The 25738-nt window shown below is 58.8% G+C and carries 21 protein-coding genes; 8 read left to right on the forward strand and 13 right to left on the reverse strand.

Going from position 1 to position 25738, the window contains the following annotated elements; all coding sequences use genetic code 11:
• Entirely contained in the window at nt 1–1062 is a 1062-nt protein-coding gene (locus tag EPN93_20780; GenBank protein ID TAL29776.1) for a hypothetical protein, read from the forward strand.
• Nucleotides 1063–1071: 9 nt separating this feature from the next.
• Here EPN93_20780 and EPN93_20785 read toward each other — a convergent pair whose 3' ends face one another.
• Nucleotides 1072–1650, reverse strand: coding sequence for a hypothetical protein (locus tag EPN93_20785; GenBank protein TAL29777.1), 579 nt, complete (start codon nt 1648–1650; stop codon nt 1072–1074).
• A 330-nt stretch (nt 1651–1980) separates the two neighbouring features.
• Here EPN93_20785 and lon point away from each other — a divergent pair, with 330 nt between their 5' ends.
• The 3 genes from lon to EPN93_20800 all read left to right on the forward strand — a co-directional run bounded on the left by lon (nt 1981) and on the right by EPN93_20800 (nt 5880).
• Nucleotides 1981–4359: an endopeptidase La gene (gene lon / locus EPN93_20790; GenBank protein TAL29778.1), complete on the forward strand. Its 2379-nt coding sequence runs from the start codon at nt 1981–1983 to the stop codon at nt 4357–4359.
• Between the two features lie 492 nt (nt 4360–4851).
• Nucleotides 4852–5034, forward strand: a complete 183-nt coding sequence (locus EPN93_20795; GenBank protein ID TAL29779.1) for a hypothetical protein — start codon at nt 4852–4854, stop codon at nt 5032–5034.
• 303 nt (nt 5035–5337) lie between these two features.
• On the forward strand, nt 5338–5880 hold the full coding sequence (locus EPN93_20800) for a hypothetical protein (protein TAL29780.1): 543 nt from the start codon (nt 5338–5340) through the stop codon (nt 5878–5880).
• Nucleotides 5881–6162: 282 nt separating this feature from the next.
• On the opposite strand, the gene EPN93_20805 is transcribed toward EPN93_20800, so the two are convergent.
• The 11 genes from EPN93_20805 to ygiD all read right to left on the reverse strand — a co-directional run bounded on the left by EPN93_20805 (nt 6163) and on the right by ygiD (nt 16738).
• Entirely contained in the window at nt 6163–7236 is a 1074-nt protein-coding gene (locus EPN93_20805; GenBank protein TAL29781.1) for a chemotaxis response regulator protein-glutamate methylesterase, read from the reverse strand.
• Entirely contained in the window at nt 7233–7793 is a 561-nt protein-coding gene (locus EPN93_20810; protein ID TAL29782.1) for a hypothetical protein, read from the reverse strand. The genes EPN93_20805 and EPN93_20810 overlap by 4 nt, the downstream gene beginning before the upstream one ends.
• Nucleotides 7780–8652 (reverse strand): chemotaxis protein CheR, encoded by an 873-nt coding sequence (locus EPN93_20815; GenBank protein TAL29783.1) that lies wholly within the window; start codon nt 8650–8652, stop codon nt 7780–7782. Before EPN93_20815 ends, EPN93_20810 begins: the two co-directional genes overlap by 14 nt.
• 6 nt (nt 8653–8658) lie before the next feature.
• Nucleotides 8659–9249: a chemoreceptor glutamine deamidase CheD gene (locus EPN93_20820; protein ID TAL29784.1), complete on the reverse strand. Its 591-nt coding sequence runs from the start codon at nt 9247–9249 to the stop codon at nt 8659–8661.
• Nucleotides 9250–9262: 13 nt separating this feature from the next.
• The gene (locus EPN93_20825) at nt 9263–9811 is read right to left on the reverse strand and encodes a purine-binding chemotaxis protein CheW (protein TAL29785.1); all 549 of its coding nucleotides are present in this window, start codon (nt 9809–9811) and stop codon (nt 9263–9265) included.
• A gap of 10 nt (nt 9812–9821) precedes the next feature.
• Nucleotides 9822–10193: a response regulator gene (locus tag EPN93_20830; GenBank protein TAL29786.1), complete on the reverse strand. Its 372-nt coding sequence runs from the start codon at nt 10191–10193 to the stop codon at nt 9822–9824.
• Between the two features lie 49 nt (nt 10194–10242).
• A complete protein-coding gene (locus tag EPN93_20835; GenBank protein ID TAL29787.1) occupies nt 10243–10494 on the reverse strand; it encodes an STAS domain-containing protein in 252 nt (83 codons plus the stop codon).
• Nucleotides 10495–10511: 17 nt separating this feature from the next.
• Nucleotides 10512–12620: a chemotaxis protein CheA gene (locus EPN93_20840; GenBank protein TAL29788.1), complete on the reverse strand. Its 2109-nt coding sequence runs from the start codon at nt 12618–12620 to the stop codon at nt 10512–10514.
• 72 nt (nt 12621–12692) lie between these two features.
• A complete protein-coding gene (locus tag EPN93_20845; GenBank protein ID TAL29789.1) occupies nt 12693–14483 on the reverse strand; it encodes a HAMP domain-containing protein in 1791 nt (596 codons plus the stop codon).
• A gap of 181 nt (nt 14484–14664) precedes the next feature.
• Nucleotides 14665–16029 (reverse strand): response regulator, encoded by a 1365-nt coding sequence (locus tag EPN93_20850; GenBank protein ID TAL29790.1) that lies wholly within the window; start codon nt 16027–16029, stop codon nt 14665–14667.
• Nucleotides 15965–16738: a 4,5-DOPA dioxygenase extradiol gene (gene ygiD, locus EPN93_20855; GenBank protein TAL29791.1), complete on the reverse strand. Its 774-nt coding sequence runs from the start codon at nt 16736–16738 to the stop codon at nt 15965–15967. Before ygiD ends, EPN93_20850 begins: the two co-directional genes overlap by 65 nt.
• Nucleotides 16739–16970: 232 nt before the next feature.
• Between ygiD and EPN93_20860 the strand changes: the two genes are divergently transcribed.
• Nucleotides 16971–18131: a trypsin-like serine protease gene (locus EPN93_20860; GenBank protein TAL29792.1), complete on the forward strand. Its 1161-nt coding sequence runs from the start codon at nt 16971–16973 to the stop codon at nt 18129–18131.
• Between the two features lie 61 nt (nt 18132–18192).
• Here the strand turns inward: EPN93_20860 and EPN93_20865 are convergent, their stop codons facing one another.
• Nucleotides 18193–19248 (reverse strand): alpha/beta fold hydrolase, encoded by a 1056-nt coding sequence (locus EPN93_20865; GenBank protein ID TAL29793.1) that lies wholly within the window; start codon nt 19246–19248, stop codon nt 18193–18195.
• Nucleotides 19249–19349: 101 nt separating this feature from the next.
• Between EPN93_20865 and EPN93_20870 the strand changes: the two genes are divergently transcribed.
• From EPN93_20870 to EPN93_20880, 3 genes are all read left to right on the forward strand, one after another.
• Entirely contained in the window at nt 19350–21614 is a 2265-nt protein-coding gene (locus tag EPN93_20870; GenBank protein TAL29794.1) for a response regulator, read from the forward strand.
• Nucleotides 21615–21627: 13 nt separating this feature from the next.
• Nucleotides 21628–22935: an adenylate/guanylate cyclase domain-containing protein gene (locus EPN93_20875; protein TAL29795.1), complete on the forward strand. Its 1308-nt coding sequence runs from the start codon at nt 21628–21630 to the stop codon at nt 22933–22935.
• A 193-nt stretch (nt 22936–23128) separates the two neighbouring features.
• Nucleotides 23129–25681 (forward strand): PAS domain S-box protein, encoded by a 2553-nt coding sequence (locus tag EPN93_20880; GenBank protein ID TAL29796.1) that lies wholly within the window; start codon nt 23129–23131, stop codon nt 25679–25681.
• The last annotated feature ends 57 nt before the right edge of the window (nt 25682–25738 follow it).

A 25738-nucleotide genomic window follows, 5' to 3' on the forward strand; every position in this document is an offset into this window, starting at 1 on the left:
ATGCTTAAGCGCGTCGCATACTGCTGCGCGATCCTGGCCTGCATGGCGGCGCTCGCCGCGGGCGCGCAGGCCCGAACGACCATCGCGTTTGGATACTTGAGCAACACCTCCGACAACGAGAACTTCAACTACCTCGAAACCATATTTCCCAATTCATTCGCCACTGCCATAAAGTCCATATTCGACGTCGAGGTGCGCAAGCCGGGAGAGCTCGATGAGAGGCTCAAGAAGTACAACCTGGAGCTCAGGAAGAAATATGAGCTCTTCGAGCTGCCGGAGATCACGGACAGGATGGACGCTCATATCTTCATATTCGGGAGCTTCAAGCCCCTGCCCAACAACCAGATAAGCATCGAGCTTTCCCTGTACGCGCGGGAGAGCAACGAGGTATTCACCTTCACGAATATCGGACGCATGGAGACCGAGATATTCCGGCTCGTCGATCGGATATCGCTTATCGTCATCAATTTTCTCGATAGCGAAAACCTCTACAAGAGCAGGCCCATCGCGAAGGGATCCCGGATCGCGCTCATCACCAACCTGGAGGGCGAGGAGCTCAACAGGCTTTACGCCGCGCTCATGGAGGGCGGCTACCCCCTGAGCTGCGCCCAGGCCGACGACCTGGTGAGCGCGTTCAACCCGGCGTCCTTTGCGGTGTTCAAATACGTGCGCACGAAAAACAGCTCGTACGACATCGTCACCGACTGGCGAAAGACGAATTTTCCCCTGGGTCCCTGGTTGAGCCGGAAAGACGAGGAGCGCGCCGCCTACTTCAAGAAGCTCTACGCCGACATGGATCTCAACTATACCGCGACCAAGAACGAAACGCTCGACCGCATGGCGAAGGCGTTCAGGAACAGCATCGACGTGGTGCTCATCGTGGGATTCAGCGAAAACAGGAAGAGCTGCTGGCTCAGGGCGGTGGACATGAAAGACCGCGAGCTCGTCTGGATGCAGTCCAACATGAAGACGGACGCCCTTTTCGTTGATCCGGTCGAAAACCTGGGCGCCAGGATTGTGAAGGGGCTCGAAAGAGAAATAAAGAACCCGTTTGAGAAATGAGCCCGGTCCCTAATATTCGTCCATTATGCCCTTATTGCTGCCGAACACGGTGAACCTTACCCCGACGAGTATCTGAACCCCGGCGATGCTGCCGTCTTTCAAGCCGCCCGTATACATCGACATGTGATAACCCAGTTGGAGAAAGGGCGTGATATGCTGGGTGGCGATCCACTGCAGGCCGGTGTACACCGCCCATGAAAATCCCGAGTCATCGAGCGATTCCTTGTCGGCGAGCGGCGCGCTGTAGTTATATTCAATGCCGGTTTTCGACCAGCCCAGCGCAACCGAGGAAGCCCAGACGAGCGGTGCGGCGAAGCGGTATCCGTATTCGACCGCGCCCTGTATCATCAGGTGTTCGTAGGCGACCTCGTTGTACTCGTCCGCGTTTTTCGTGTATTGCCCATCGATAATATGAAACATGACGTTGACGTTGGGGACGACCGTCATCCCCAGTCCTCCCCCGAACCCTAATTGGGATTTCGCGTCACCCGCGCCTGTATATGCCCCCATGAGATCGATCTGCATTTGCGCATGGGCCATGCTCGCCCCGAGTATGACTGCCGCGAGGGCCAGGAATAGCTTTTTCAAGGGGTTTCTCCTTTGGTCGATGTTTAGGGATCCGCGCGCTCAAGCCCCGACGGGCGCCAGCCGCATGTGGCGAAATTATAAGGTGCGCCACGGCGAAAGTCAAGCAAAGATTTCGGGGGCCCGATCCGGGATACGGCGGGGAGCGAATCGGCCCCCCGGCTTCTCTTCCTTATTTTTGTAAAGCCCGGCGGAAAAACCTTTGAAATATCGGGCTCATGATTTATCTTTGATTCAGGCAGGCGAAAGGAACGGGCGTACGAACCCTTGTCCCCCGCCGGTCCTCCCCTGACAACCGCGCCCCGCGCGGAACCTATGCGATATGGTGAGAAGATGAGCGAAGAGAACGGACAAATGAACGAGAACACCCATCTCATAATCCCGACGGAAATCCTGCCGGACGCGATACCCGTCATCCCGATTTCCCAGCGGCCGCTGTTTCCCGGAATGATGATACCCATGGTGCTTACGGGCGACAAGATGGTCGAAACCGCGAAGGAAATCATGGAGTCCGATACCAAGGTGGGGGGCGTAGTGCTGCTCAAGAACGCGGTCGAGGGACCCCTGGCCATGAGCGATCTCTACACCGTGGGTACCACGATCCGCATCATCAAGGTGACCCCCATGGACGATAAGACCGTACAGGTCATGATCAACGCGCTCAAGCGGTTCACCCTCACCCAGGTGGTAAATGAAGATCCGGTGCTCCGGTGGAAGGTCATTCACCATTACGAGGACGACCTGGTCGCCGATCCCGAGGCCAAGGCCTATTCGATGGCGATCATCTCATCCGTGAAGGAGCTCATCAAGTCGAACTCGCTCTTCCAGGAAGAGCTCAAGCTGTTCCTCAGCCGGTTTTCCATTGAGGACCCCGGCAAGCTCGCGGATTTCGTCGCCTCGATGACCTCCGCAGAATCGCACGAGGTCCAGGAGATTCTCGAAACCTTCGAGGTGAAACGGCGCGTGGAGAAGGTGCTCCTGCTTCTAAAGAAGGAGCTCGAGATAAGCAGGCTGCAGAAGAAGATCAGCAAGCAGATCGAAGAAAAGATCGCGAAGAACCAGAAGGAGTTCTTCCTGCGCGAGCAGCTCAAGGAGATCAAGAAGGAGCTGGGGCTCGAGAAGGACGAGAAGACGAGCGAGGTCGAAAAGTTCGAGGAAAAGGCGGCGGGGCTCAAATTTTCGGAGGAGGCGCAGAAGCGCTTCGACGAGGAGATCGAAAAGCTCAAGGTGCTGGAGCCCCACTCGGCCGAGTACGGCGTAAGCCGGAACTACCTCGACTGGCTCACCGTGCTGCCCTGGGGACAGTATTCCACGGACAACTACGATATCGCGAAGGCGCGCAAGATACTCGACCACGACCATTACGGGCTTGACGACATCAAGGACCGCATACTCGAGTTCATCGCCAAGGGCAAGATGAAGGGGAACATATCCGGTTCAATAATACTTTTCGTGGGGCCTCCCGGCGTGGGAAAAACGTCCATCGGCAAATCGGTGGCCGAGGCCCTGGGACGCAAATTTTATCGCTTTTCCCTGGGCGGCATGCGCGACGAGGCCGAGATCAAGGGCCACCGGCGCACCTATATCGGCGCGATGCCGGGCAAGCTCGTGCAGAGCCTTAAGCTCGTGGGCACCGCGAACCCGGTCATCATGCTGGACGAGGTGGACAAGATCGGGGCCAGCTTCCAGGGAGATCCGGCGTCGGCGCTGCTCGAGGTGCTGGACCCCGAGCAGAACTCCCAGTTCCTGGACCATTACCTTGACGTGCGGTTCGACCTTTCCAACATTCTTTTCATCGCCACGGCCAACCAGCTTGACACCATTCCGCCACCCCTGCTCGACAGGATGGAAATGATGAAGCTCTCAGGCTATATCCTCGAGGAAAAGCTCCAGATCGCGAAGCGCTTTCTCATCCCCAAGCAGTTGGGGGAGCACGGGCTTAAAAAGGACATGGTTAAGATCGACCAGGCGGCGCTCAGGAAGATCATTGACGGCTACGCGCGCGAGGCGGGCGTCCGGAGCCTGGAGAACACGATCAAGAAGATAATGCGGAAGGCGACGCGCGCCTTCGCCGAGGCGAAACCCCCGAAGCAGATCGTCGTGACCGCGGCCACGATGGAGGAATACCTGGGGAAACCGGTATTCACGGACGAGACGCAGTATTTAAAGAACATCCCCGGCGTCGTGATGGGACTGGCCTGGACCAGCATGGGAGGAGCGACGCTCTACATCGAGGCCACGGCGATCAAGTCGAAGACGATGGGATTCAAGCAGACGGGCCAGCTCGGCAGCGTCATGAAGGAGTCCACGGAGATCGCGTATTCGTTTATCAGCTCCCGGGTCAGGGAATTCGGGATACACGAGGGCTTCTTTGAAGACCACTTCATCCACCTCCACGTACCCGCGGGCGCGACACCCAAGGACGGGCCCTCGGCGGGCATGACGATGGCGACGGCGCTGTATTCGCTCGCGAAAAACAAGCCCGTGAAAAAGCGGATCGCGATGACCGGCGAGCTCACCATCACGGGAAAGGTCCTGCCGATAGGCGGGGTGAAGGAGAAAACGCTTGCGGCGCGAAGGGCGAACGTGAAGACCATCATCTTCCCCGTCGAGAACAAGAAGGACTTCGACGAGCTTCCGGAGCACATACGGAAGGGACTGGACGCGAAATTCGCGAATTACTTCGAGGACGTGCTCGAGATCGCGTTTTAATCCCCTCCGGCTAATCCCCTCCGGCTCCGCGCCGACTAAAAACGCCCCCCATACCCCCCGGCGGGGGGCAACGACATCTGCCAATTGCAGAAAATGCATATTCCGCCGATTGCTGAAGTCCCCCTCCGGGGGATTTAGGGGGCCTCTTGAGGCAGTTTGTGTGAAATGAGGGGATTTCGCGAGGCGCCGATACACCGGCGGCATGAGTGTGCGCCGGGAAGAGTATCGGCCCCCCCTACCCTTGAAAAAAATGAATATCGTCCGCCTGAAATCGAATTAAATATTGACGATGTTAAGTATTTTAGTATATTATAAATATAAGATTTATAATCTGTGGCGTTGATATTGTGCCGCAGTGATAAGGATGGGTTTATGGCGATCAAGGTTACTGAAACGGCAAAGAACGAGCTTTCAAAGGTCATGGGTGAATCCGGATTGAAAAAGCCCGCACTGCGCATCGTGTTCGCGGGGGCCGGGTGAGGAGGGCCCCGTTTGGGGCTGGCTCTGGATGAGTCCGAAAACAGCAGCGATTTCAAGGTACACGACAACGGGATAGACATACTTCTCGACAGGGACATCAAGCGGTACGTGGAGACCGGTTCTCCAGTGACAGTGGATTTTAAGACCAGCCCATACGGTTCGGGGTTTTTTATAAACAGCGGAAGCAATTGCTGATGCGCTACGGGGGGAATCGATGAAGTCTTACCTGTTTTTTTTCGCGGTCCTCGCGATATGGTTCGTGATGAACAAGTGGGTGCTTCCCAGGTTGGGAGTGCCCACGTGAATGTCGCCCCAGTGCTCCCTGGACCGGGAGCCCGGCAAAGATGCTCAAAAAAACGGAACGCCCTAGTCGTTCCGTTTTTTTGTAACCCGCATCCGGATACGCCTCCTTACCCGGTGGGTCCGAAAAATAGATTTGACAGCGTTTCACCGCTGACATTGAATTCACCCCGATATTCGCATGGGAGCGTTTTACCAATGAAGAAAGCACTGATCGCCTGCACGCTTGCCGGGCTCATCCTGTCTTGTGGAGGCGGATACAACAGCAGCAGCGACAAGGGATTCACCATACAACCGGGGGATTTGACGCAGTTTACCCTTCAAAATAAATCACATTCAATAACATTCGGCGGTACACCATACAATTGCGTTTCTGATCCGGGTTGCTATGCAATACTTTTCCAGGGTACGATTAATGGAACGCAGTACGTTGGCCTTGCAGTTCAGCGCGAAACACTGACCGAAATCTTCAATCTTAAGATTTACTATCCGGGATCGATACCAACAACTTTCCCTGATTCGAAGGACATTCAGGCAGATTCAAATTCAGTTGTAAAAGTCGAACGAAAAAATATTTCTACCGGCGTGACCACAACTTACACCTATGATCATATTGCTGCGTTTACCATCAATTTTACCGCAGCTGCAACAAACAATGTATATCCGATTACCGCGACTGGCACTCCGAGCGTAGGCGGGTCTTCGCTTACCATTACAAGTATTGATGCACTAGGGATATAAACATGCCCCCGAAGGCGCGAAAACGTTTTCGCGCCTTCGGGTTTCACGTAAACACGCTTTGAATTACCAATAAGTTATTCCGGATTCTCACCGCACACCGTCCCTCGTGAAGGCGCGAATATATATTCGCGCCTTCGGGGAAAAATACACGCGTTTACATATTCCCACACGCCATCATGCATTTCCCGAATAATTTTTCGCCTTTGCATAATCGCAAGCCCGATTGAAGGCGCGCAAGCGCTTGCGCGCCTTCAATCGGGCGCGCCTTCATCCGGGCGCCCCTCACTCCACCCCTTTTAAATACTCAATAATCCCCTGGATATTTCTCACCTCGTCCGCAGCGCCCAGCTTGATGGCCTCCTTGGGCATGCCGAAGACAATCGAGGACGCTTCGTCCTGGGCGAGCGTCACCGCGCCCGCCTCCTTCATCTCGAAGAGACCCGCGGCGCCGTCATTCCCCATGCCGGTCAGGATCACGCCCACCGCGTGCTCACCCGCCGTCTGCGAGACCGAACGGAAGAGCACGTCCACGGAGGGCCTATGGCGGTTCACCGGGGGACCGTCGTTGATCTCCACCCAGTAGCCGTTGGCGTCGTTCTGTAACAGCATGTGGAAATTGCCCGGCGCCACGAGGGCGGTGCCCCGGTATAGCCTGTCACGGTGCTCGGCCTCCTTGATAAAAAGCTTCGACATGCCGTTCACGCGATCCGCGAACGCCTTCGTGAATTTCTCGGGCATGTGCTGGACCACGAGTATGCCCGGCATGTCCTCGGGGAGCGCACTCAGGATTTCCGCGATCACCTCGGTTCCGCCGGTGGAGGCGCCTATGGCGATAATGGTTTCGGTGCGCAGGCGCGATACGAGCGCCGCTTTTTTGGGGAGTATCACGTCCGCGGTGTATTTTACAAGCGGATCGTCTGTATCGAGCGCGGGCGGGACTGCCTTGCGCTTGATTTTCGAGGCGCTCGCGCCCACCACTTTTTCGATAAGATCGTCGGCGAAGGCGTCCCACTTCGCGGTATCGTCTATCCTCGGCTTTAAAATGAAATCGACCGCCCCCGAGTGGAGCGCCTTCATCGTGGCGGTCGCCCCCGCGTCGGTGAATGAGCTCACCATGATCACGGGCATGGGATGGGAGATCATAAGCTTCGAGAGAAAGGTGATCCCGTCCATGCGGGGCATCTCTATGTCGAGCGTCATGACGTCGGGGGCGAGGCTCTTGATCTTGTTCACCGCGATAAAGGGATCCATCGCGGTCCCTACCACCTCGATCTCCCTGGACTTCGATAGCGCATCGGTAAGAAGCTTCCTGGTCACCGCGGAATCGTCGACGATAAGCACTTTTATTTTTTTCATTTCTTTCCGATCAGTCTCCTCGCGTATTCTGTCTCCTCCTGCAGCGCCTCTTCGAATACGTCGCCGCGTGTGGACCTTTTCAGGTAGACCTTCCCGGTTTTCACGTCCATGAGAAGCTTTCGGGTGAAATTCGAGCCCACATCCTGTTCCGCTATCTGGATATCCTCCATCTCCATCATTACCTTCGCGATGCGGATATTGTCCGCGGGAATGGTCGTGCTCCGGAGAACGTTGTTCAGCACCTCCCCGCCACCGAATATTTTTGCGACGAGGTTGTCCCTCTTCGCCCCGAGCGCGGCCATCTCCCCGAGAAGCTCGTTGATCGCGGTGATGCCGTATTTCGCCGTACGGTCCTTTTGTATGTCCATGTGGGTGATCCTTCCCGGGAGCATGAAATGATTCATTCCCGAAATGCCCTTCACGGGATCGTACAGGCAGACGGCGACGCAGGATCCCAGCAGGGTGCCTATGATCTCGTCCTTGTCCGAGGCGTAGAGCTCACCCGGATTGATTATCTTCATCTGTTTGCCGAATTTTGAACTGTTACGTACGTACATCGCTCCGCTCCCTTCCGGTTACCTGCGTCTTTCTGTATATCGTGCTTTTTATGAATGTGAATTTATCGGTCACCCCGGCCAGCGTCTCCGAGTGTCCCACGAAGAGATAGCCGTCGTCGGCGACGTACCGGTGGAACCTGTCGAAAAGCGTCCGCTGGGTGTCCTTGTCGAAATATATGATGACGTTGCGGCAAAAGATCGCGTCGAAAGGGCCGCTCATGGGATAGTGCTCCTCCAGGAGGTTAAGCTTCCTGAAGCGGACGAGCGACTTCACCTCGTCCCTTACCCTGTACTTTCCTTCGTTGACTCCCGTGCCGCGCAGGAAATAACGGCGAGCGGTTTCCCTCTCTACCGTTTCGAGGATGGACTCCTTGTACACGCCCTTTTCCGCGACGCCGAGTACGGCCGTGTCGATATCCGTCGCCAGGATCTTGATGTCCTCCTGGGGGACGCCCCCGAAGAAATCCAGCACGCAGATGGCGATGGTGTAAGGCTCCTCCCCCGTAGAGCATCCCGCGCTCCAGATGCGCATCTTCTTTTTCCCCGAGGCCCTGAATTGCGGGAACACGACCTCGCGCAGAAAATCGAAATGCTTGGATTCCCGGAAAAAGTCGGTTTTATTGGTGGTGATGCAATTGATCAGGTTGACGATTTCCGCGTCGTAATTCTCCTGGAGATAGTCGTAATACTCCCCGTAATCACTCAGCCGGAGCTCGCGCAGCCGCATCATGAGCCTCGCCTGCACGAGCGCCTTCTTCATCTCGGAAAGCTTGATGCGGCTCTCCTCGTATATGATGTCCCGGAATTTCGCGAAGTCCCTGTCGCCCAGCTCCCGGATGGTAAAGGCCCCATTGGTCATCTTACCTCACTCGAACAGGTAAACTTTTCCGTAGCGGACCTTATCCCTGAACGTGGTATCAATATATTCCTGTTCAAGCTTGAGAAATTCGGAGGAGTCCTCGTTACGGCGCTGGAAACGCCTGTAGGCCTGGCCCGTGGTGGGGAAAAAATACACCTTCCTTCTCTCCTGGCCGCCCAGGTCCTCCCCGTTCACCTGTATCTTCTCCAGGGTGAAGTATTCCTTGAGAAACCTGATGTTGCTCTGGATGATCGACTCCTTCTGGGGGAGCCGCGCGAAGGTGCTTCCGGCGCCGAAAAGCTTGGCCTTCAGATATTTCCTGTCCCCCCCCAGCTTCACGATCTCGCCCATGAGGTATTCCATGCTGAGAATCCCGTGCGCGGCGATCTGGTCCTCGACGATGCCCTCGGTGCCGATCATCCCCGGCACGATGAAATGACCCATGCCGCCGATACGCCGTGCGTCGTCGTACAGGCACACGCTTACCGTCGCCCCGGTAACCGTGCCCAGGACGCATTCCTCTTTCGTTGCAAAATAGTCGCCCGGGTAAAGGATGCACATGGGTTTGCCGAACCTGCTTGTTCCCGTGCGTATCATCCGCGCGCCCCGGCTACGATGATCTCTCCCGGTCCATCTCGCTTATTTCCTGGGTGGAGAGAATCCGGTCCACGTCCAGGATGATAACAAGCTTGTCCTCCACCTGGCCGATCCCGCTGATAAAGTCGGTCTCGATATGCGCGCTGAAGTGCGGCGTGTCCTGAATGCCTTTCACCGGGATACCCACCACGTCCGATACGCTGTCCACGATCATGCCGATCATGCGTTCGCGCACCTCGACGATGATGATGACCGTGAACGCGTCGTAATCGCGTTCCTCCATCGCGAACTTGATGCGCATGTCCACGACGGGCACCACCGAGCCGCGCAGGTTGATCACCCCTTTCATGAAAACCATCGTATTGGGAACATGGGTGATCTGCGTCATGCCTATGATCTCCTGGACCTTGAGCACCTCGACGCCGTACGTCTCCCCGCCAATCATGAAGGTCACGAACTGGTTTTCTTCCTCGGTCTTTTCTACCCGCGCGGACTGCGCGAGCGAACGGTACGATTTTTCGGCCTTGTGTTCCTGGGGATCGAGCTGTTCGAATTCTCCCATATGCGCCTCCCTACCGTATAAATTTCTCGACGACGCCCAGGAGCTCCGATGGCTGGAACGGTTTCACGAGCCATCCCGAGGCTCCGGCTTCTTTGCCGGCCTTGATCTTGTCCTGCTCCGATTCGGTGGTGAGCACGAGCACGGGCGTGAACTTGTCGATTTTCCTGAATTCCCTTATGAACGTGATGCCGTCCATCACCGGCATGTTGACGTCGCAGATGCACAGCGCGGTCTCGTCTCCCGCGGCCTTGAACTCCCTGATCTTCTGCAGGGCGTCCTGGCCATTCTCGGCGTGCTTGATGGGAACGCTCACCTTCTTGAGCGCATACTCAACGCTGATGCGAATTGTGGGCGAATCGTCGATTACGAGTATGTACTTCATGTTTCCTCCGGCTCATGCGTGTAAATCGGCAGATCCCCTGCCTCGTATCCTATCTCAAACCGCACAGCTGAAGCTGTGCCCTGACCTCTTCGTTGGCGCCCCTCATCCTGACCGCCAGGGATCGCTCCCGCGCCTCCCGCGCACCCGCCAGGATCACCTGGATCGAAGCGAGGTCGAGCCTGCGTACCGCGGAAAAATCCAGGATGATCTCCTCGTTCCCGTCGATGATATCCCTCCACGATGCGTGGAGCTCCCTGATCTTCTTTATGCCCGTATCTTCGGCAAGCCTGAACGTTCCCATTGCGTGTCCCCTGCCCCCTATCTCGAAAGCTCTTCGACGAGCCCGTGCACGTCGATTATGAGCGCGACGCGCCCGTCGCCCAATATGGCGGCCCCGGAAAGCGCGCGGCTGCGGCTGATATAATTCTCCAGGCTCTTGATTACTATCTGCTGCTGGCCAAGGAGCTCGTCTATCATGATGCCCACGCGTGAAATACCCGCCTCCACGATCACCATGAGCGATTCCCACGGGTTCTGGAATTCGGACTTGATCCCGAACAGGTCATACAGGCGCACCAGCGTCACGAACTCGCCCCGCACGTGCACCACCTCGCCCTTTTCCTTCACCGTGCTGATGTCCTCCCTGCGCGGCTGCATGGACTCGACGATGGACAGGAGCGGGATTATGTAGATGCTCCCGCCCACCCGCACCAGCATGCCCTCGATTATCGCCAGGGTAAGCGGGAGCTTGACCCGGAACATGGTCCCCTCCCCGGCGCGCGTTTCGATCTCCACACTTCCGCGTAGTGACTCGATATTGGTCTTTACCACATCCATGCCCACGCCCCGCCCGGAGAGCTCCCCCACCCGCGCGGCGGTCGAGAACCCGGGCATGAACAGGATGGAAAGCAGCCGCGCATCGTTCACCTCGTCGCCGGGTTTTATGATTCCCATAGACTCCGCCTTTTCGCGGAGCCTTTTCCGGTTCACGCCGGCCCCGTCGTCGGAGACCTCGATGAAGACGTTCCCCTCCTGGTGGTAGGCGCGCAGCATGATCCTCCCTATGGGCTCCTTGCCGGCCTGCCCGCGCTCTTCCGGCGTTTCGATGCCGTGATCGATCGCGTTGCGTATCATGTGCTTGAGCGGATCGCCTATCTTCTCGATCACCGTCTTGTCGAGCTCGGTCTCCGCGCCCTCGATCTCGAGGCGGATGTCCTTGCCCAGGGCGTGGGCGGAATCGCGCACGAATCTCCTGAACTGCTCGAACGAGGGTCCCACGGGGATCATGCGGATCGCCATGATCTGCTCCTGGAACTCGCGCGTTACGCGATCGAGCCCATAGAGCGCGTTTTTCAGCCTGAAGCCCTTTTCTTCGTCAAGCTCGTCGGCGATCCTGTTTATCCCCGACTGGCCGATGACGATTTCGCCCAGGAGATTCAGCAGGGTGTCCAGCTTCCCGGTATCCACCCGCACCGTGCTCGTCTCCACCTTCTTCTTGATCTTCTCCTGCTCCGTGAGCGCGAACTGGAGGTCCTTGTCGGTCGCGTATCCCTTCTCGACGACGAGCGTTCCTATCTTTTTGTTCTCGAGCTCCTGCGAGATGAGCACGTCGGTAAGCTCGTTCTCGGTAAGTATGCCCTTTTCGGTGAGGATCTCCCCCAGCATCCGTTCTTCCTGGGTCCCCCTGCCTCCCGCGCCGCTCGTGTACAGCGCGGTGATGTCCTCGACGGAGATATCGTTGTCGTCCCTGACGAAGAGAAAGACGTCGTCGACCTTCTGCTGGGGATGCTTGGTTTTCAGCACCAGGTCCCAGGCTAGGTAGCATTTTTCCGGGTCCATGTCCTCCAGCAGGGGCAGTCTCGACCGGTCGATTTTCCGTTCGACGAATTTCCCGAGCGCGGCAAGGTCCTCCATTATCAGGAGCGGGTCGATCCCGCTTTCGAACACGTCTTCACGGAACGCCGCATGCACGCGGAAGTATCGGAACCCCACCTCGATCTCGCGCTCGGGCTCCGGGATGTCCGCCTTTTCGGGAGCGGCATCGGGGGCCGATTCGCCCACGCCCAGGAGCGCATCGGTTTTACTAATGAGCGCCCGGCGCGACTCCTCCGGCGCGGCGTCGTCCCCCGCGATGGCCTCCCGCACCCAGTCAAGGCTTCCCAGCAGCAGGTCGATGAGCTCCGGGCTCACCGCGACCCCCCCCGAGCGGACCTTGTCGAGGACACTTTCCACCTTGTGGGTGAACTCGTACACGTTCTTGAAACCCGCGATCCCCGAGCTGCCCTTGAGCGTGTGGAAATAGCGAAACAGCCGGTGCACCACCTCCGGGTCGGACCCCTCCTCGAGCACGATGAGGTCCGACTCCAGGTGGTCGAGAATCTCCCGCGATTCCTTTAAGAAGACGTCCCTGATCCCTGTATCTTCCATATGCGCGTGCCCTCACCTTCCTGGTCTTGGAGCGGTCCCGTTCACGACCGCGCGGCGTACCGCGCAGAGAATTTAAAACTCCTCGAATCCTTCGTCCCTGAGCGTATCTTTCACTACCCTGACATCCGCGGGCAGCGCTTTCGCCTCCGCCTGCTTTCTCCTTTCCTGGGCAGCGCCGGCATCCTCCGGCTTCCTGCCCTTCCCGTCGCCGCCTCCCGCGCCTTTGAGCGGGACTTTTTTCCTTCCCGCCTCCGCCGCCTTCAGGTGCACCTCCTTGTGCTTGGTGGAGAACGTCTTGTCGCGCGTAGTATCCGAAATATTGAAGCGCTCCACCATCGCCTGCATCTCCTTCGCCTGGCCCGCCATCTCCTCGCTCGCGCTCGCGGTCTCCTCAACGAGCGCCGCGTTCTGCTGCGTCATGGTGTCCATCTCCGAGACGGCGACGTTGATCTGGTCTATGCCCTGTTTCTGCTCCTGGTTCGCGGCCGCGATCTCGGATACCAGGCGCGCGACGTTTTTCATCGAGTTCACGATCTCCCGGATAGCGTCGCCGCTGCGATTCGCGAGGTCCGTGCCGGTCTCGATCTTGTCCATGGATTCCTTGATGAGCGCGCCGATCTCCTTGGCCGCGTTGCCGGAGCGCTGCGCGAGGTTGCGCACCTCGCCCGCGACGACCGCGAACCCGCGCCCCTGCTCGCCCGCGCGCGCCGCCTCGACGGCCGCGTTGAGCGCGAGAAGGTTCGTCTGGAACGCGATCTCGTTGATGACCGAGATTATCTCTTCGATTTTCTTGCTGGACTTATTCACCTCGTTTATGGACGCCACCGCGTCGACTACCACGGCATTTCCCTCTTCCGCCATCCTCATCGTCTCTCTGGAAAGCTTGTTCGCCTGCTCCGAGTTCTCCGCGTTCTGGCGGATGGTCGCCGTCGCCTCCTCGATGGTTGAGGCGATCTCCTCGAGCGAGGACGCCTGCTCGGAGGTGCGCTGCGACAGGTTCTGGTTTCCGCTCGCGATCTGCTCCACCGCCTGGGACAGGTTCTGCGAGGCGACCAGCACCTCCGATACGAACTTCTCCAGGCTCTCCGCCGAGACGTTAAGCGCCGTGGCGAGCTGGCCCAGCTCGTCGCGCTGGTAAAGATCAATGCGATCGGTGAGGTCGCCCTCGGCGATCTTCTTGGCGAATTCAAGGCCCTTGCGGACCGGGTTTGAAACGGCGCGCGCGAGGATTGTGGTTACTATTATTGAGACCAGGATGCTAAAACCCATCAACAGCAGGCTCAGTACCAGGGCGCGCCGCGAGCTCTGCGCCTGCTCCGCGACGTCCTGCTGCGCGAACCTCGTTTTTGATTTTAACATCTCATCGGTTTTATTGCGCAGGGCCCTGTAGCCGACGAGCCACTCTTGAAGAAATCGCTCGGCCAGCGCCACCTGTTTGTCCGCCGCCGCGGCCTGGAATTTTTTCCTGTTTTCGGCCGCGTCGTTTCGAATTGCCTCCCATTCCGACGCGAGCTTCCTGCCCTCATCCGAAAAAAGGCGCTGCTTATAAAGCTCCCAAAAATCCGCATATTCTTTCGTCAATTCCTGGGAGCTTTTTATCCTTTTCTCCACCTCGGCCATGTTGCCCTTTTCCGCGGCGGCGAGCTCCATCTGCATGTCGACCCGAATCTGGAGAATGTTGTTCATGATCTTGTTCAAGTGCCCTATCGGTTCGAATTCCATGGTAAAGAATTTGTCGAAACGCTTCGCGGTTTCAGCCTGCTCGTTAATTCCCATGAGGGCGATACCGATGATGATAAGCAGGAAAATTCCGCTTGCCAGCATCACCTTATAGGACACCTTCAGATTATTGAACCACGTCATAAAATCCTCCCTTCGCAGAGTAATTGGCGGGGCTTTCTTTTTGTCGTCACTATGGTTTCCCCCGAAGAACGCGCTTTGCGACGCCCCCTTGCCGGGAGCATATTATTTTTTATATCACCCGCCGGCAAGAGAGTCAATTTTTAATTTTTATACACTCGTTCGCTTGATACCGCATTTTCGCCTATTGCAAGGGCAAGACCAGCGACGCTAAGACCTTGGTGATCGGTTCCTGCGTGAGGTCGCTGTAATCCAGTATATTCGAAATCGAGGCCTTACCGCCGTGTTTCACCATTATCTTGTCGACCACGGAGAGCCCCAGTCCGTAATCGAGAGAGGTATAGCCCTCGAATACGGCCTTCGTCATCCGGTAGAAGGGCTCGAACACGATGTTTTCGTAACCAAGCGGTATACCCAGCCTTCCCTGCTCATCCGCGAAAGGCCTGCTCACCACGGAGACGAGCATGTTCGCGTCGACGGCCTCCACGAGCACGTATATGGGGTATGCGCGCTCTGAAAACTTGCACGCGTTCATTAGAATTTCGGCGAGCGCTTTTTGTAAATACCCGGCGTCAATCTTCACGCTCCTGTGGACCAGCCCGGGCTTGCGCTCGGACAACAGCATACCCTGCTCCCTGACCGAGGCTTCTCGGCTCATGCTGTGTGTGGTTTCGGTAACTAAATCATAAAGCCGGTCATAGGCCACGGATTCGAGCGCAAGGTCGTGAGAGAGCATCCAGTCAATATCCGCGAAGGTTTTAAGGATGTTCGCCGCGACGGCGACGTTATCGTTGATGAGATTCATCATCTGGGCGTCCAGGAGGTATCTGCCGTTTTCTTCCTTCGCGTTCGAGGCGATCATGCTGAGCAGCGTGAGGAGGGCGCCAAACCCCGCCCCCTGGTTGAAGCTCGTATGCAGGCTGTGGAAAAGCGACTTGTCGACGATCGAGGACTCCCGGTTCGCCAGGCGTTCGCTCCACTTGTACCAGTCGAGCTCCTTTTCCACACGCGCCGTGCGCTCCCTCTCGACGGAGCGCTGCACCCTGCGCAGCCGGGAGATCTCGTACCCGCGCGCGAGCTTCATGGAGAAATCGTTCACGTCCACCGGCTTTACAAGATAATCGAATACGCCCCTGCGCATGATGTCGATTATCATGGATGGTTCGGCGTGACCCGTCACCACGATGACGACCGGCTCGTACTCTCCCCCCGTCAGGCTGTCTATGAGCGCGCCGCCGTCCATCTCCGGCATGGAAATGTCGGTTACGACCAGCGCAAATGGATTTTTTAGAAATTGCTCAAGCGCGTCCCTGCCGTTCACGGCGATCGCCGGTATAAATCCCGCGCGGCCCGCGATTTCCGCCAAAAGGCTCGCGCTCCCCTCGTCGTCCTCCACGATAAGCACCCTTTTTTCCTGCAAGACCATAACGAGTGAGTCCTCCTTGGTGTGAGTCTGCGCGCATCGCCCAGGCTGCGTGAATGGTTCAATCCCTCGCAAACATACAGCAGCGCATCGATATGCTGCCGTGCTGGATGCCCGTATGAACATACGTGAGATTTTCGCCCGGCTCCCGCAGCGCCGCCGCGTAGAGCAGCGGAAGAAAGTGCTCCGTGGTGGGCGCCGCCAGGCGTCCGGGGTTTCCCGCGCGTGTAAAGTCCGCCAGTCCCTCGATATCGCCCGCATCCAGAAGCGCGGCGATTTCCGCGTCGGCGTCCGCGGCCCAGGGAAAGGGCTCCATGTCCGGATCATAGCCCAACATGCGGAGGTTGTGCACGACGTTTCCGCTTCCCAGGATGAGCACACCCCGTTCGCGCATCGGCGCGAGCCCGCGCGCACGCTCCATGTGCGCGCGCTCGTCGAGCTTCATGTTCAGGCTCATCTCGAACACGGGGACGTCCGCTTCAGGATACATGTGCCGGAGCACCGCCCAGGCGGCGTGATCGCATCCCCACCCGTCCGTGCATCGGACCCCGTTTCCCTTCACGATACGTGATGCCTCGCGCGCGAATTCCGGGGAACCCTGCGGCTCGTAGCGAAGCCGGTAAAGCTCCTCGGGAAAACCGTAGAAGTCGTAAATCTGCCCGGGACGCTCCGAACACTGCACCAGGGTCTCCTCGGCAAGCCAGTGCGCCGAAACCACGAGCACGGCGGCGGGCCGCGGAAGGGAGGCGCCCAGGGCGGCCAGGCTTCGCGTATAAGGATTGTCGAGCAGCGCGTTCATGGGCGAACCATGCCCGATGAAAAGGACCGGCATCATTGTGTTTTCCCCTGCCTGTTTATAACCGCATCGCCAAAAAATTGAAACAAAAATCGCGTCACGATACCAAATAATATCAATAACGTTTACGCCTGGGGTCGCCGCTGCTGCAGGGGCACCCGGCCCCTCGACGTGCGGCGGACGCTTCCCGTCGATCGACAATGCGGGGCCAGGGCGGCTCCGGAATAGTTCGCAGGGGATCGGGAAAAAGTAAAACATTCGGGAGACTTCAATGGAAATTAACACCGCATCAATTCGCAGGGGGGGAGCGGTACTGCTCGCCGCCGCGCTGGCCGCGATCGCGCTCTTCATGCCTTTCCCGGGCGTTGCTGAGGACGCAGGTCATGCATTCACGGCGATCGCATCGCCCTTAAAAAACAGCACCGACCTTGCCAGGGCGCAGGACGTGCAAAACGTATTCAGGAAGATATACGAGCTCTACAGCGAGCGCGTGGTATTCATTTCGACCGAGCAGACGGTCAATATGCAACAGCATCCCTTTTTGAGCGACCCGTTCTTCCGGGAATTTTTCGGCATGCCAGAAAAAGAGGCGCCGCGGACGCAGAAACGCACCGGGCTGGGCACAGGCTTCGTACTCACCGAGGACGGGTATATCTGCACCAACCACCACGTGGTCGCGGGCGTGGACAAGGTTAAGGTGAAGCTGGGGAGCGCCACCTACGACGCTGTCGTCGTGGGGAGCGACGAACGCACGGATGTCGCGTTATTGAAAATAGAACCCAAAGAGAAGCTCAAGCCCGCGTTCCTGGGCAACTCCGACTCCGTGAGGGTGGGCGACTGGGCGATCGCGATCGGTAATCCGTTCGGGCTCGACAAGACGTTCACGATGGGCGTGGTAAGCGCGACGGGCCGGCAGAACCTGGGGCAAACGGGAGGCTCGCAGGGCCACATCCAGACGGATGCGTCGATCAATCCCGGCAATTCGGGCGGGCCGCTCATCAATATCGACGGCGAGGTGATCGGGATCAACCGCATGATCTACTCCCAGACCGGGGGGAGCCTGGGGATAGGCTTCGCGATTCCCATCAATACCGCGATGGGCATACTCGATCAGCTAAAAACACACAAGAAGATCGTGCGCGGGTTCATTGGCGTCCAGATCGTTCCCCTGACCGAGGAATACGCGAAGGAGCTGGGTCTCCCGACCGCCGAGGGCGCGCTCGTGGGTGCGGTAGTGCAGAACGGTCCCGCGGACAAGGCGGGCATGAAGGTAGGCGACGTAATCCTTTCAATAAATAACCGGAAGGTGAAGACCTATTTCGACCTGGTGGACGAGGTCGAGAAGACGGCGGCGGGTAAAACCGTGCGCGTCGAGATCCGCCGCGAAAAGGGCACGATGACCCTTTTCCTGACAATAGAAGAGAAATCCTGAGATTACTCTCCTGACTGGATAGTTTCGTTTTGAGGCGGTGCGCATGCGCACCGCCTTTTTTTTACTCGCGGCCGGGTGAACGCGCGGCTGCAACCTCGCCCGCGAAATCGACGATCGCTTGCTCGACAAGGGGCCTGTCGGGGATCTGCCAGACCGAGAGCATCGCGTGCGACCCGTTTTCCACCCGGAGCTTCCGGGTGAGCGGGCTTCTCCCGGAGTCGAGCCCGAAGAGCTCGAAGGCCGCGAGCATCGCGGGCACGCTCGCGTATACGTCCTGGTTCTGTTCGTCTTTATAATAGTACAACAGGAGTACCGGGGCACGTATCCTCCTGAAAAGCTCGTCGCGCGAGGCGCAGCGCTTAAGGTCACTGAGGCTCACGTACGAGGAGTAATATTTTTCCGCGTAAAAATGCGTGCTCCAGCCCGTCGCGGGGGGCTTCGTCTTCGGGTAGTTTATGGGGCCCTTTTCCCGCTCCACGACGTACCTTCCGCCGGGGATTTCGAACCACTTGAAAAGCGGGTCCACGTATTCATAGAAGGGGGAACACAGCACCGCGCCGTCCACGAGATCGGGGAACGCGGCGGCGAGGTAGGTGGCGACCAGGCCCCCCATGCTCGTGCCAACCACGATGGTTTTATCCCCCAGGAGCCGCATCATCCTGAGCGCGTCGGCGGCCTCGTCCAGGTATTCGTCGAACGAGCGCGAGGCCTGGTCTTCCTTGTTCGTCCCGTGGCCGGGAAAGCGGAGATAATAGGCGTTCGCGCCGTAACGCGCGGCGACGCTGTCGACACAATCCTCCCCGTCGATCCTGGACCCGCTGAACCCGTGAAGATAAAGGAACGCGAGCGGCGTTTTCCCCGGGGCATGGCGCACCAGGCGCTCCTCGTTGCCGGGGCGCGCGCCCAGGTCCCTGCTGCGCGCCTGTTTCAGGGCATAGAATTCCTCGAAGCGCGCGGGCAGTTTCCTGTAGTCGTAAGAGTATCGCGGGTAGGTCGCGGCGAAATATATCCCGTACGCGATTCCCGTGAGCAGCGGGACGCCCAGAATCACGGAGACGAGCACAGCAAGGATTTTCTTCATTCCGGTTTCACTCCAGCACAGGTGGGGGTGTCTCATAACGCCCCCCAACCCCCCAAAGGGGGGCTATACCAAACGGGAAGGGGAAAATAAGTCCCCCTCCGGGGGATTTAGGGGGCTTTTGGATCATCCACGCTCACTTGTTCATTTTTTTCCCGGTCTTCGCGGCGGCTTTCAGGCGCTTCTTGTCCGTCTTTTCCTGCGAAGGCATGGCGCGGGGCGCCGATATTTCCCGTGGTACGGGTGCGCCCATTCCGTCATTGACGATCTCATCGCGCCCGGAACCGGACGGGTGCGCATCGGCCCCCCTTCTTTTCTCCCGCGCCCTGTTGATGAGGTTTCCCGGGAACGAATCCTATTCCCGCACGGAAATTTTGTCAACACTTCGTCGTGGGACGGCGCGGGTTCGGCCCCGGCCCGCGCGATTGCCGAACAGGCGGCGGCGCTTTTTTTCGTGCGCCGACCATGCCTCCCGCGCAAGAAATTTATCTTGTAGTATCTTCCCGTTCCTGATAGAGTTTTTGTATATCGTTTCCCGCGTTAAGGAAAATCAGGAGATGGCCAGGGACTGCATAATCATCGTCGAGGATGAAATCATCATCGCCTCGGATATCAAGCGGTCGCTGGAATCCAGGGGCTATGAGATTCCGGCCATCGCGAAACGGGGCGAGGACGCCATAGAGGCCGTCCGAAAGTATTCACCGGACCTGGTGCTCATGGACATTCTTCTTGCAGGCCCCATGGACGGCATTGAGGCCGCGCGGCGCATCAGGAAATTCATCGACGTACCCATCATCTACATGACAGCGAACGCCGACGATATCACCGTGAGCGGCGCGCGCGACACGGAACCCTACGCCTACCTCAACAAACCCGTCCAGGAGCGCGACCTCTTCACCAATATCGATTCGGCGCTCCACCGGCATCGCACCGAGAAGAGGCTGCGCACCAGCGAGGAGCGTTACCGCGGCCTCATTGAAAGCATTCCCGATATCATCATCTCCCTTGACGATTCCGCCGTCATCACCTATATAAGCCCGCCCGCGGAGGCGCTATCCGGTTACCCCGTTTCCGAAATCGTGGGAAAACCGTTCACCCAATTCATGGTACCCGCCCTGATTCCGCAGGCCATGTCCGCGTATGAAAAGCTTCGCGCCGGTGAAAATACGTCGAATGAATACAACATCCTCACGAAGAACGGCATCGACTTATGGGTGCGCGCTACCAGCCGCCCGATTTTCGTGAACGACAAGTTTGTCGGCATCACCTCGATACTCACCAACATTACCGAGGAGAAACGCTCCCACGAGGAACTCACGCTCAGGCACGAACAGCTCCGATTCGCCATGGACGAGATCGCGCGCTCGAACAAGGACCTCATTGCGGCGAACAGGAAGCTCGAGGAGCGGGAGCACGAGTATCACTCGCTGTTCACCTTCATGCTCGAGGGAAGCGCGATCCACACGATCGTTACGGATGACGAGGGGACGCCCCGCGACTACATCATCGACAACGTAAATCCCATGTTCGAGAAAATGACGGGATTGAAATTTGAGGACGTCGCGGGAAAGCCCGCTACCCTGGTTTACGCGAGCAACCCTCCCCCCTATCTCGACCAGTATGCGCGCGTGGCGCTCACGGGCGAATCGGAACAGTTCGAAACCCTGTATTCACCGTTATCCAAGCATTTTCGAATCTCAGTGTATTCGCCGGCGGTGCGGAGATTTGTGACGACCTTCGAGGATATCACCCTGCGCAAGCGGGACGAGGAGATCATCGCCGCGTCGCTGCGGGAGAAGGAGATACTCATCCGGGAAATTCATCACCGCGTTAAAAACAATTTCCAGCTCATCCTGAGCATGCTCACCCTGCAGGAGCGCCATATCACGAGCGACCCGCTCACGCAGGAGTTCCTCGAGGCGAAGAACCGCATCCGCGCCATGGCGCTCGTGCACGAGAAGCTTTACGGCACGGGCGACCTCACGCGCATCGATCTCCCCTCGTACCTGCAGGTAATCATCCGGGAGCTGCTCGCGTCCTATCCGCGCACCGGTATGAACGCAACGCTGGAATTGGCCCTTCAGCCCGTGGAGCTGGCGATAGGCCAGGCGGTGCCGGTGGGTCTCATTATCAACGAGATACTGACGAACACGCTCAAATTCGCATTCACTCCGGGTTTTGCCGGCCGGCCGGTCATCCGCGTGGACATGCGTACCGGCGAGGGAAATACCATCAGCATCTCGATTGGCGATAACGGCGTGGGGATGCCGGAAAGCGTTAATCCCGATACCGCGGGAACGCTCGGGCTGAACATGGTCTCCATGCTCGCCCAGCAGCTCGGCGCGCAGATATCGTTCGACCGGACCGGGGGCACACGGTTCACGCTGACGTTCAAACTTGCGTGACGGGGGCGCGACTATGCCGTGGGGAAGGTGGATGGAAATTCCGGGAATGGAACGCGACCTTCATTTCGAGATACTTAAAAGCGAGCGCCTGCGCATGGCGGTGCTCCTGGCGATTTTCACGATACTCACCGCGGGCAACGTCCTGTTCTCGCTCCTCCCCGCGGTGATCTACAATCCCTTCCACGCGCTGTTCGGCGCGAAATTCCCTTTTACCGCGTTCATGCTGTTCGGCTGCTTCGCCATCGCGTACGAGGCGGCGCTCCTGGCCCTGGTGCACCTCGCGATACGAAAGCGCGTTTACCCGCCCGAGGGCACGCGGTACGGGAACGCCTTCGGGGAAACCTCCTTCGTGACGGCGATACTCGCCATCACGGCGTATTCCCTGGGGCCCGAAATCGCGCTCAACTCGCCCGCGGTGCTCACGTATTACTTCTTCATCGTCCTCTCGACCCTCCGGCTCAGGTTTTCCCTGAGCTTCTTCACCGGGGCGGTGGCCGCGTCCGAATACCTGGGCCTGAGCGCGTGGTATTTCAGCGCAAGCTTTTCGGCCCCCGCGGAATTCTTCTCGTCCATCTTCCCGTGTATCGGACGGTCCGCCGTGCTCCTCGCGAGCGGGGCCGTCGCGGGCTTCGTCGCGGACCAGATAATGCGCCGGCTGGCGCGCTCGCAGCGGCTCGCCGCGGAGCGCACGCGCATACTGAGCCTCTTCGGGCAGCACGTGTCCCCCGCGGTCGCCGAAAAGCTCCTGTCCCAGAAAACCTCCTTCACGGGGGAAGAGCGCTTTATCACCATAATGTTTTTCGATATCCGCGGATTCACCCGCTTCTCGGAAAACAGGAGCCCCGGCGAGGTGATCGAGTATCTCAACGCCATCTTCACCCATCTCATCGCGCGCGTGAACGAACACAACGGCATCATCAACAAGTTCCTGGGGGACGGATTCATGGCGGTGTTCGGGGCGCCGGTATCGAACGGCATGGACGTGCAGAACGCGGTGGGTGCGGCGTGCGCCATCGCGCGCACCGTGGACGAGCTGAACGCGCGCGGGGAAATCCCGGCGACCAGGATAGGCATAGGACTGCACGCGGGCCGGGCGGTCACGGGAAACGTAGGCTCCGAGGAGCGCAAGGAGTACACCATAATCGGCGATGCCGTCAACCTGGCGTCGCGCGTGGAACAGCTCAACAAGAAGCACCGTTCCACCGTCCTGGTCACCGAGGCCGTGTACTCCATCGTGCGCGAACAGTATGACTTCAGGCCGCTTCCCGCGGTCCGCGTCAAGGGCCGCAGGAAGCCCGTGAAGATTTACCGGCTCATCTGAAGCGCGACGCGACCCCGCGTCAGGGGGCGTGCCGCCTCCGGCAGATCGAATTTTATCTGGAAGCGCCCGCTTCGTGTTGTTATATTGGTCTCTGCGCCTTCCCTTCGATGAAAATGAGAACGTTAATAAATCGTTATCGCCGGGGCTATCCCGGAGCCGTCATGTGCCACAGCGGGGACGGTCGCAGGGCGCCATGAACGAATATTTAATCATTCCCTTCGTCGCGTTCTGCATCAACCTGTTCGCCCTGGGGCATCTCACGGCCCTGGACATGAAAAGTCCCGCGAACAGGTCTTTCCTGTACCTCACCGCCGCGACCACGCTCTGGCAGCTCGGGGGATGGGGCTATTACATGCCTCCGCCCGAAAGCTATATACTTCCGTGGATGAGGGCCCACTCGGCGATCTGGCAGCTCGTGGGTTTTTTCGCCGTCAATTTCGCCTATCGCTACGCGGGACGCCCGCGCGACGCGGCCTGGTACGCCGTACTCGCCGCCGGCGTCGCGTTCTCGCTCGCCGGCGTTTCCACCGACCTTGTGATCAAGGGGTATACCCGCTTCCCCTGGGGCGTATGGTTCGACGGGGGTCCGCTCTATTACCCGTCATTGTTCGCCACGCTCATCATCCCCGTCTGCATCGCGCCCCTAGTTATCGCCGGCGCGGGGAGCGGAGCGGACGACACGATGCGGCGCTGCCGGCGGCGCATCATCATCCTGGGATTCGTCTTCAGCCTGGCGACGGGCGTGCTCTTCCATCTCGTCCTCGCCCTGCTCGTTCCGTTCAAGGAGATGGTCCGCTACGACTCTCCCGCGAGCGCTATACTCACGATGTTCATCCTGTACGCGATCGCCCGCTACCGGTTGCTTTCCCCCGGACCCGAACATTTCGCCGGGGACATTTTCCGCGGCGTCCATGACGGGGTGCTCATCCTGGACGGGCGGGGGGAGGTGGCGCAGATGAACCCGGCGGCGCGGGAGATTTTCGGCCGCGAGACCGGGACCCTGCGCGTGTCCGAGCTCAGGGAGATGATCCACGGCTATGACCCGGGGGCCGATTATACGGCGTTCCGCACCCGCGCGGAGACTGTGTCGGGGGAGCGCATACTGCTCCTCTCCCAGTCAGGGATCGGTCCGCGTGAGCACGTAACGGGAAGAATCCTTCTGGTCAAAGACGCCACGCAGGAGGACCGCGCGCTCCTTGAGCTCAGGGATTCCGAGGAGCGCTTTCGCACCCTGGTCGAGGAGATATCGGACATCATCTACACGATGACGCTCGAGGGTGTGCTCACCTATGTGAGCCCCGTTGTCCGGGAGGTGCTCGGCTACGAGGCGGACGAGCTGCGCGGGGAGGATTACCGCGAGTTCATCCATCCGGACGACCTTCCCGGGGCCCTCGCCCATTTCCAGAAGGTGCTGGAGATCCCGGTTGAGCCCTACGAGTACCGCATCCGCACGAAGCCGGGCGAGTACAAGCACGTGATGGTGAGTTGCACCCCGATCAGCTTCGAGGGCAGGTTTATCGGGATGCGCGGGGTCATCACGGACTATGAGGTGATACGAAGCGCCCAGGAGGCCCTGCGCGAGAGCGAGCGCCGCTACCGGCTCATCACGCAGAACGTGAGCGACGTGATCTGGATGATGGACCTCGCCTCGATGCGCATGACCTTCGTAAGCCCGTCGGTAAGCCGCGTACTGGGCCAGTCCGTGGAGGAAAACAAGACTACGCCCATGGAGGAGCGTATCAGCGCAGGGACGCTCGCGCGCGCCATGGAGATTCTCGCCGACGAGCTCGCCCACGATTCCGAACGGGACCCCGACCGCAGCCGCATCATATATCTCGAAGAGCACCACGGGAGCGGGCGATGGATCCATACCGAGGCGCGCATCACCTTCCTGCGCGACACGGAGGGCCGGCCGGTCGAGCTCCTGGGGCTCACGCGCGACATCACCTCGCGCAAGAAGCTCGAGGACGAGCTCAGGGACAGCCTGGAGGTGCTGCGCGCGAAGAGCGAGGAGATCGAAAAGGACCTCGCCGCGGCGCAGGTGATCCAGAAGGCGCTCCTTCCCGACGGGGTTCCGGAGACGGACAGGCTCAGGATCGATTTCCGCTACCGCCCCGTGGCGCAGGTGGGGGGAGACTTCTTCAATTTCATAAAATTCGAGGAGGGCGGCGTGGGCGTATTCCTGGGCGATGTGGCCGGCCACGGGGTCCCCGCGGCGCTTTTCCTTTCGCTCGTCAAATCAACCACCAACCGTCTCTTCCGTAAATACGCCCTGGCCCCCGCGACGTTCATGGAAAAGCTCAATAACGAGCTCGTGGGAAGCATGCAGTCCTATTTCATCACCGCGGCCTACGGGGTATTCGAATTTCACGACGGCGCGGTCACCCTCCGGCTCGCGAATGGGGGACACCCGCACCCCCTCATCTACCGCCACGCGTCGAGAAGTCTTGAATTCGTCAAGGTGCGGGGGACGCTCGTGGGCGCGTTCGAGGACATGCGGTACGAGGACTGCACGATCAGCCTGGATCCCGGAGACCGCATCTACCTGTACACGGACGGGTTTCCCGAGGCCATGAACCGGGAGCGGGAGATGATCGGCTTCGAACGCATGACGGAGATGGTGAAGAATTCATACCGGCACGAGATCAGGGGAACCCTGGACGCGATCATAGACGAGGTCGAGCGCTTCCTGGACGGCGAGCCCATCGCCGACGACCTCGTCCTCATAGGCATAGAGATCCTGTAGCCGTCCCGCCCGATTTCTGTTGACACCCGCAAAAAAGTTCCCACGATGGGGACGAGG

The sequence above is a fragment of the Spirochaetota bacterium genome (genome assembly GCA_004297825.1).
In the GTDB taxonomy this organism is placed as follows: Bacteria; Spirochaetota; UBA4802; order UBA4802; family UBA5368; genus FW300-bin19.

What these genes read in the sequence shown, in the direction of transcription:
- EPN93_20815 (TAL29783.1), bottom strand. Translation starts at nt 8,652, where the DNA reads ATGACCAATGGGGCCTTTACCATCCGGGAGCTGGGCGACAGGGACTTC.
- EPN93_20820 (TAL29784.1), bottom strand. Translation starts at nt 9,249, where the DNA reads ATGATACGCACGGGAACAAGCAGGTTCGGCAAACCCATGTGCATCCTT.
- EPN93_20875 (TAL29795.1), top strand. Translation starts at nt 21,628, where the DNA reads ATGCCGTGGGGAAGGTGGATGGAAATTCCGGGAATGGAACGCGACCTT.
- EPN93_20865 (TAL29793.1), bottom strand. Translation starts at nt 19,248, where the DNA reads ATGAGACACCCCCACCTGTGCTGGAGTGAAACCGGAATGAAGAAAATC.
- EPN93_20880 (TAL29796.1), top strand. Translation starts at nt 23,129, where the DNA reads ATGAACGAATATTTAATCATTCCCTTCGTCGCGTTCTGCATCAACCTG.
- EPN93_20810 (TAL29782.1), bottom strand. Translation starts at nt 7,793, where the DNA reads ATGTACGTACGTAACAGTTCAAAATTCGGCAAACAGATGAAGATAATC.
- EPN93_20800 (TAL29780.1), top strand. Translation starts at nt 5,338, where the DNA reads ATGAAGAAAGCACTGATCGCCTGCACGCTTGCCGGGCTCATCCTGTCT.
- EPN93_20840 (TAL29788.1), bottom strand. Translation starts at nt 12,620, where the DNA reads ATGGAAGATACAGGGATCAGGGACGTCTTCTTAAAGGAATCGCGGGAG.
- EPN93_20860 (TAL29792.1), top strand. Translation starts at nt 16,971, where the DNA reads ATGGAAATTAACACCGCATCAATTCGCAGGGGGGGAGCGGTACTGCTC.
- EPN93_20850 (TAL29790.1), bottom strand. Translation starts at nt 16,029, where the DNA reads ATGTTCATACGGGCATCCAGCACGGCAGCATATCGATGCGCTGCTGTA.
- EPN93_20835 (TAL29787.1), bottom strand. Translation starts at nt 10,494, where the DNA reads ATGGGAACGTTCAGGCTTGCCGAAGATACGGGCATAAAGAAGATCAGG.
- EPN93_20825 (TAL29785.1), bottom strand. Translation starts at nt 9,811, where the DNA reads ATGGGAGAATTCGAACAGCTCGATCCCCAGGAACACAAGGCCGAAAAA.
- EPN93_20780 (TAL29776.1), top strand. Translation starts at nt 1, where the DNA reads ATGCTTAAGCGCGTCGCATACTGCTGCGCGATCCTGGCCTGCATGGCG.
- lon (TAL29778.1), top strand. Translation starts at nt 1,981, where the DNA reads ATGAGCGAAGAGAACGGACAAATGAACGAGAACACCCATCTCATAATC.
- ygiD (TAL29791.1), bottom strand. Translation starts at nt 16,738, where the DNA reads ATGATGCCGGTCCTTTTCATCGGGCATGGTTCGCCCATGAACGCGCTG.
- EPN93_20830 (TAL29786.1), bottom strand. Translation starts at nt 10,193, where the DNA reads ATGAAGTACATACTCGTAATCGACGATTCGCCCACAATTCGCATCAGC.
- EPN93_20805 (TAL29781.1), bottom strand. Translation starts at nt 7,236, where the DNA reads ATGAAAAAAATAAAAGTGCTTATCGTCGACGATTCCGCGGTGACCAGG.
- EPN93_20845 (TAL29789.1), bottom strand. Translation starts at nt 14,483, where the DNA reads ATGACGTGGTTCAATAATCTGAAGGTGTCCTATAAGGTGATGCTGGCA.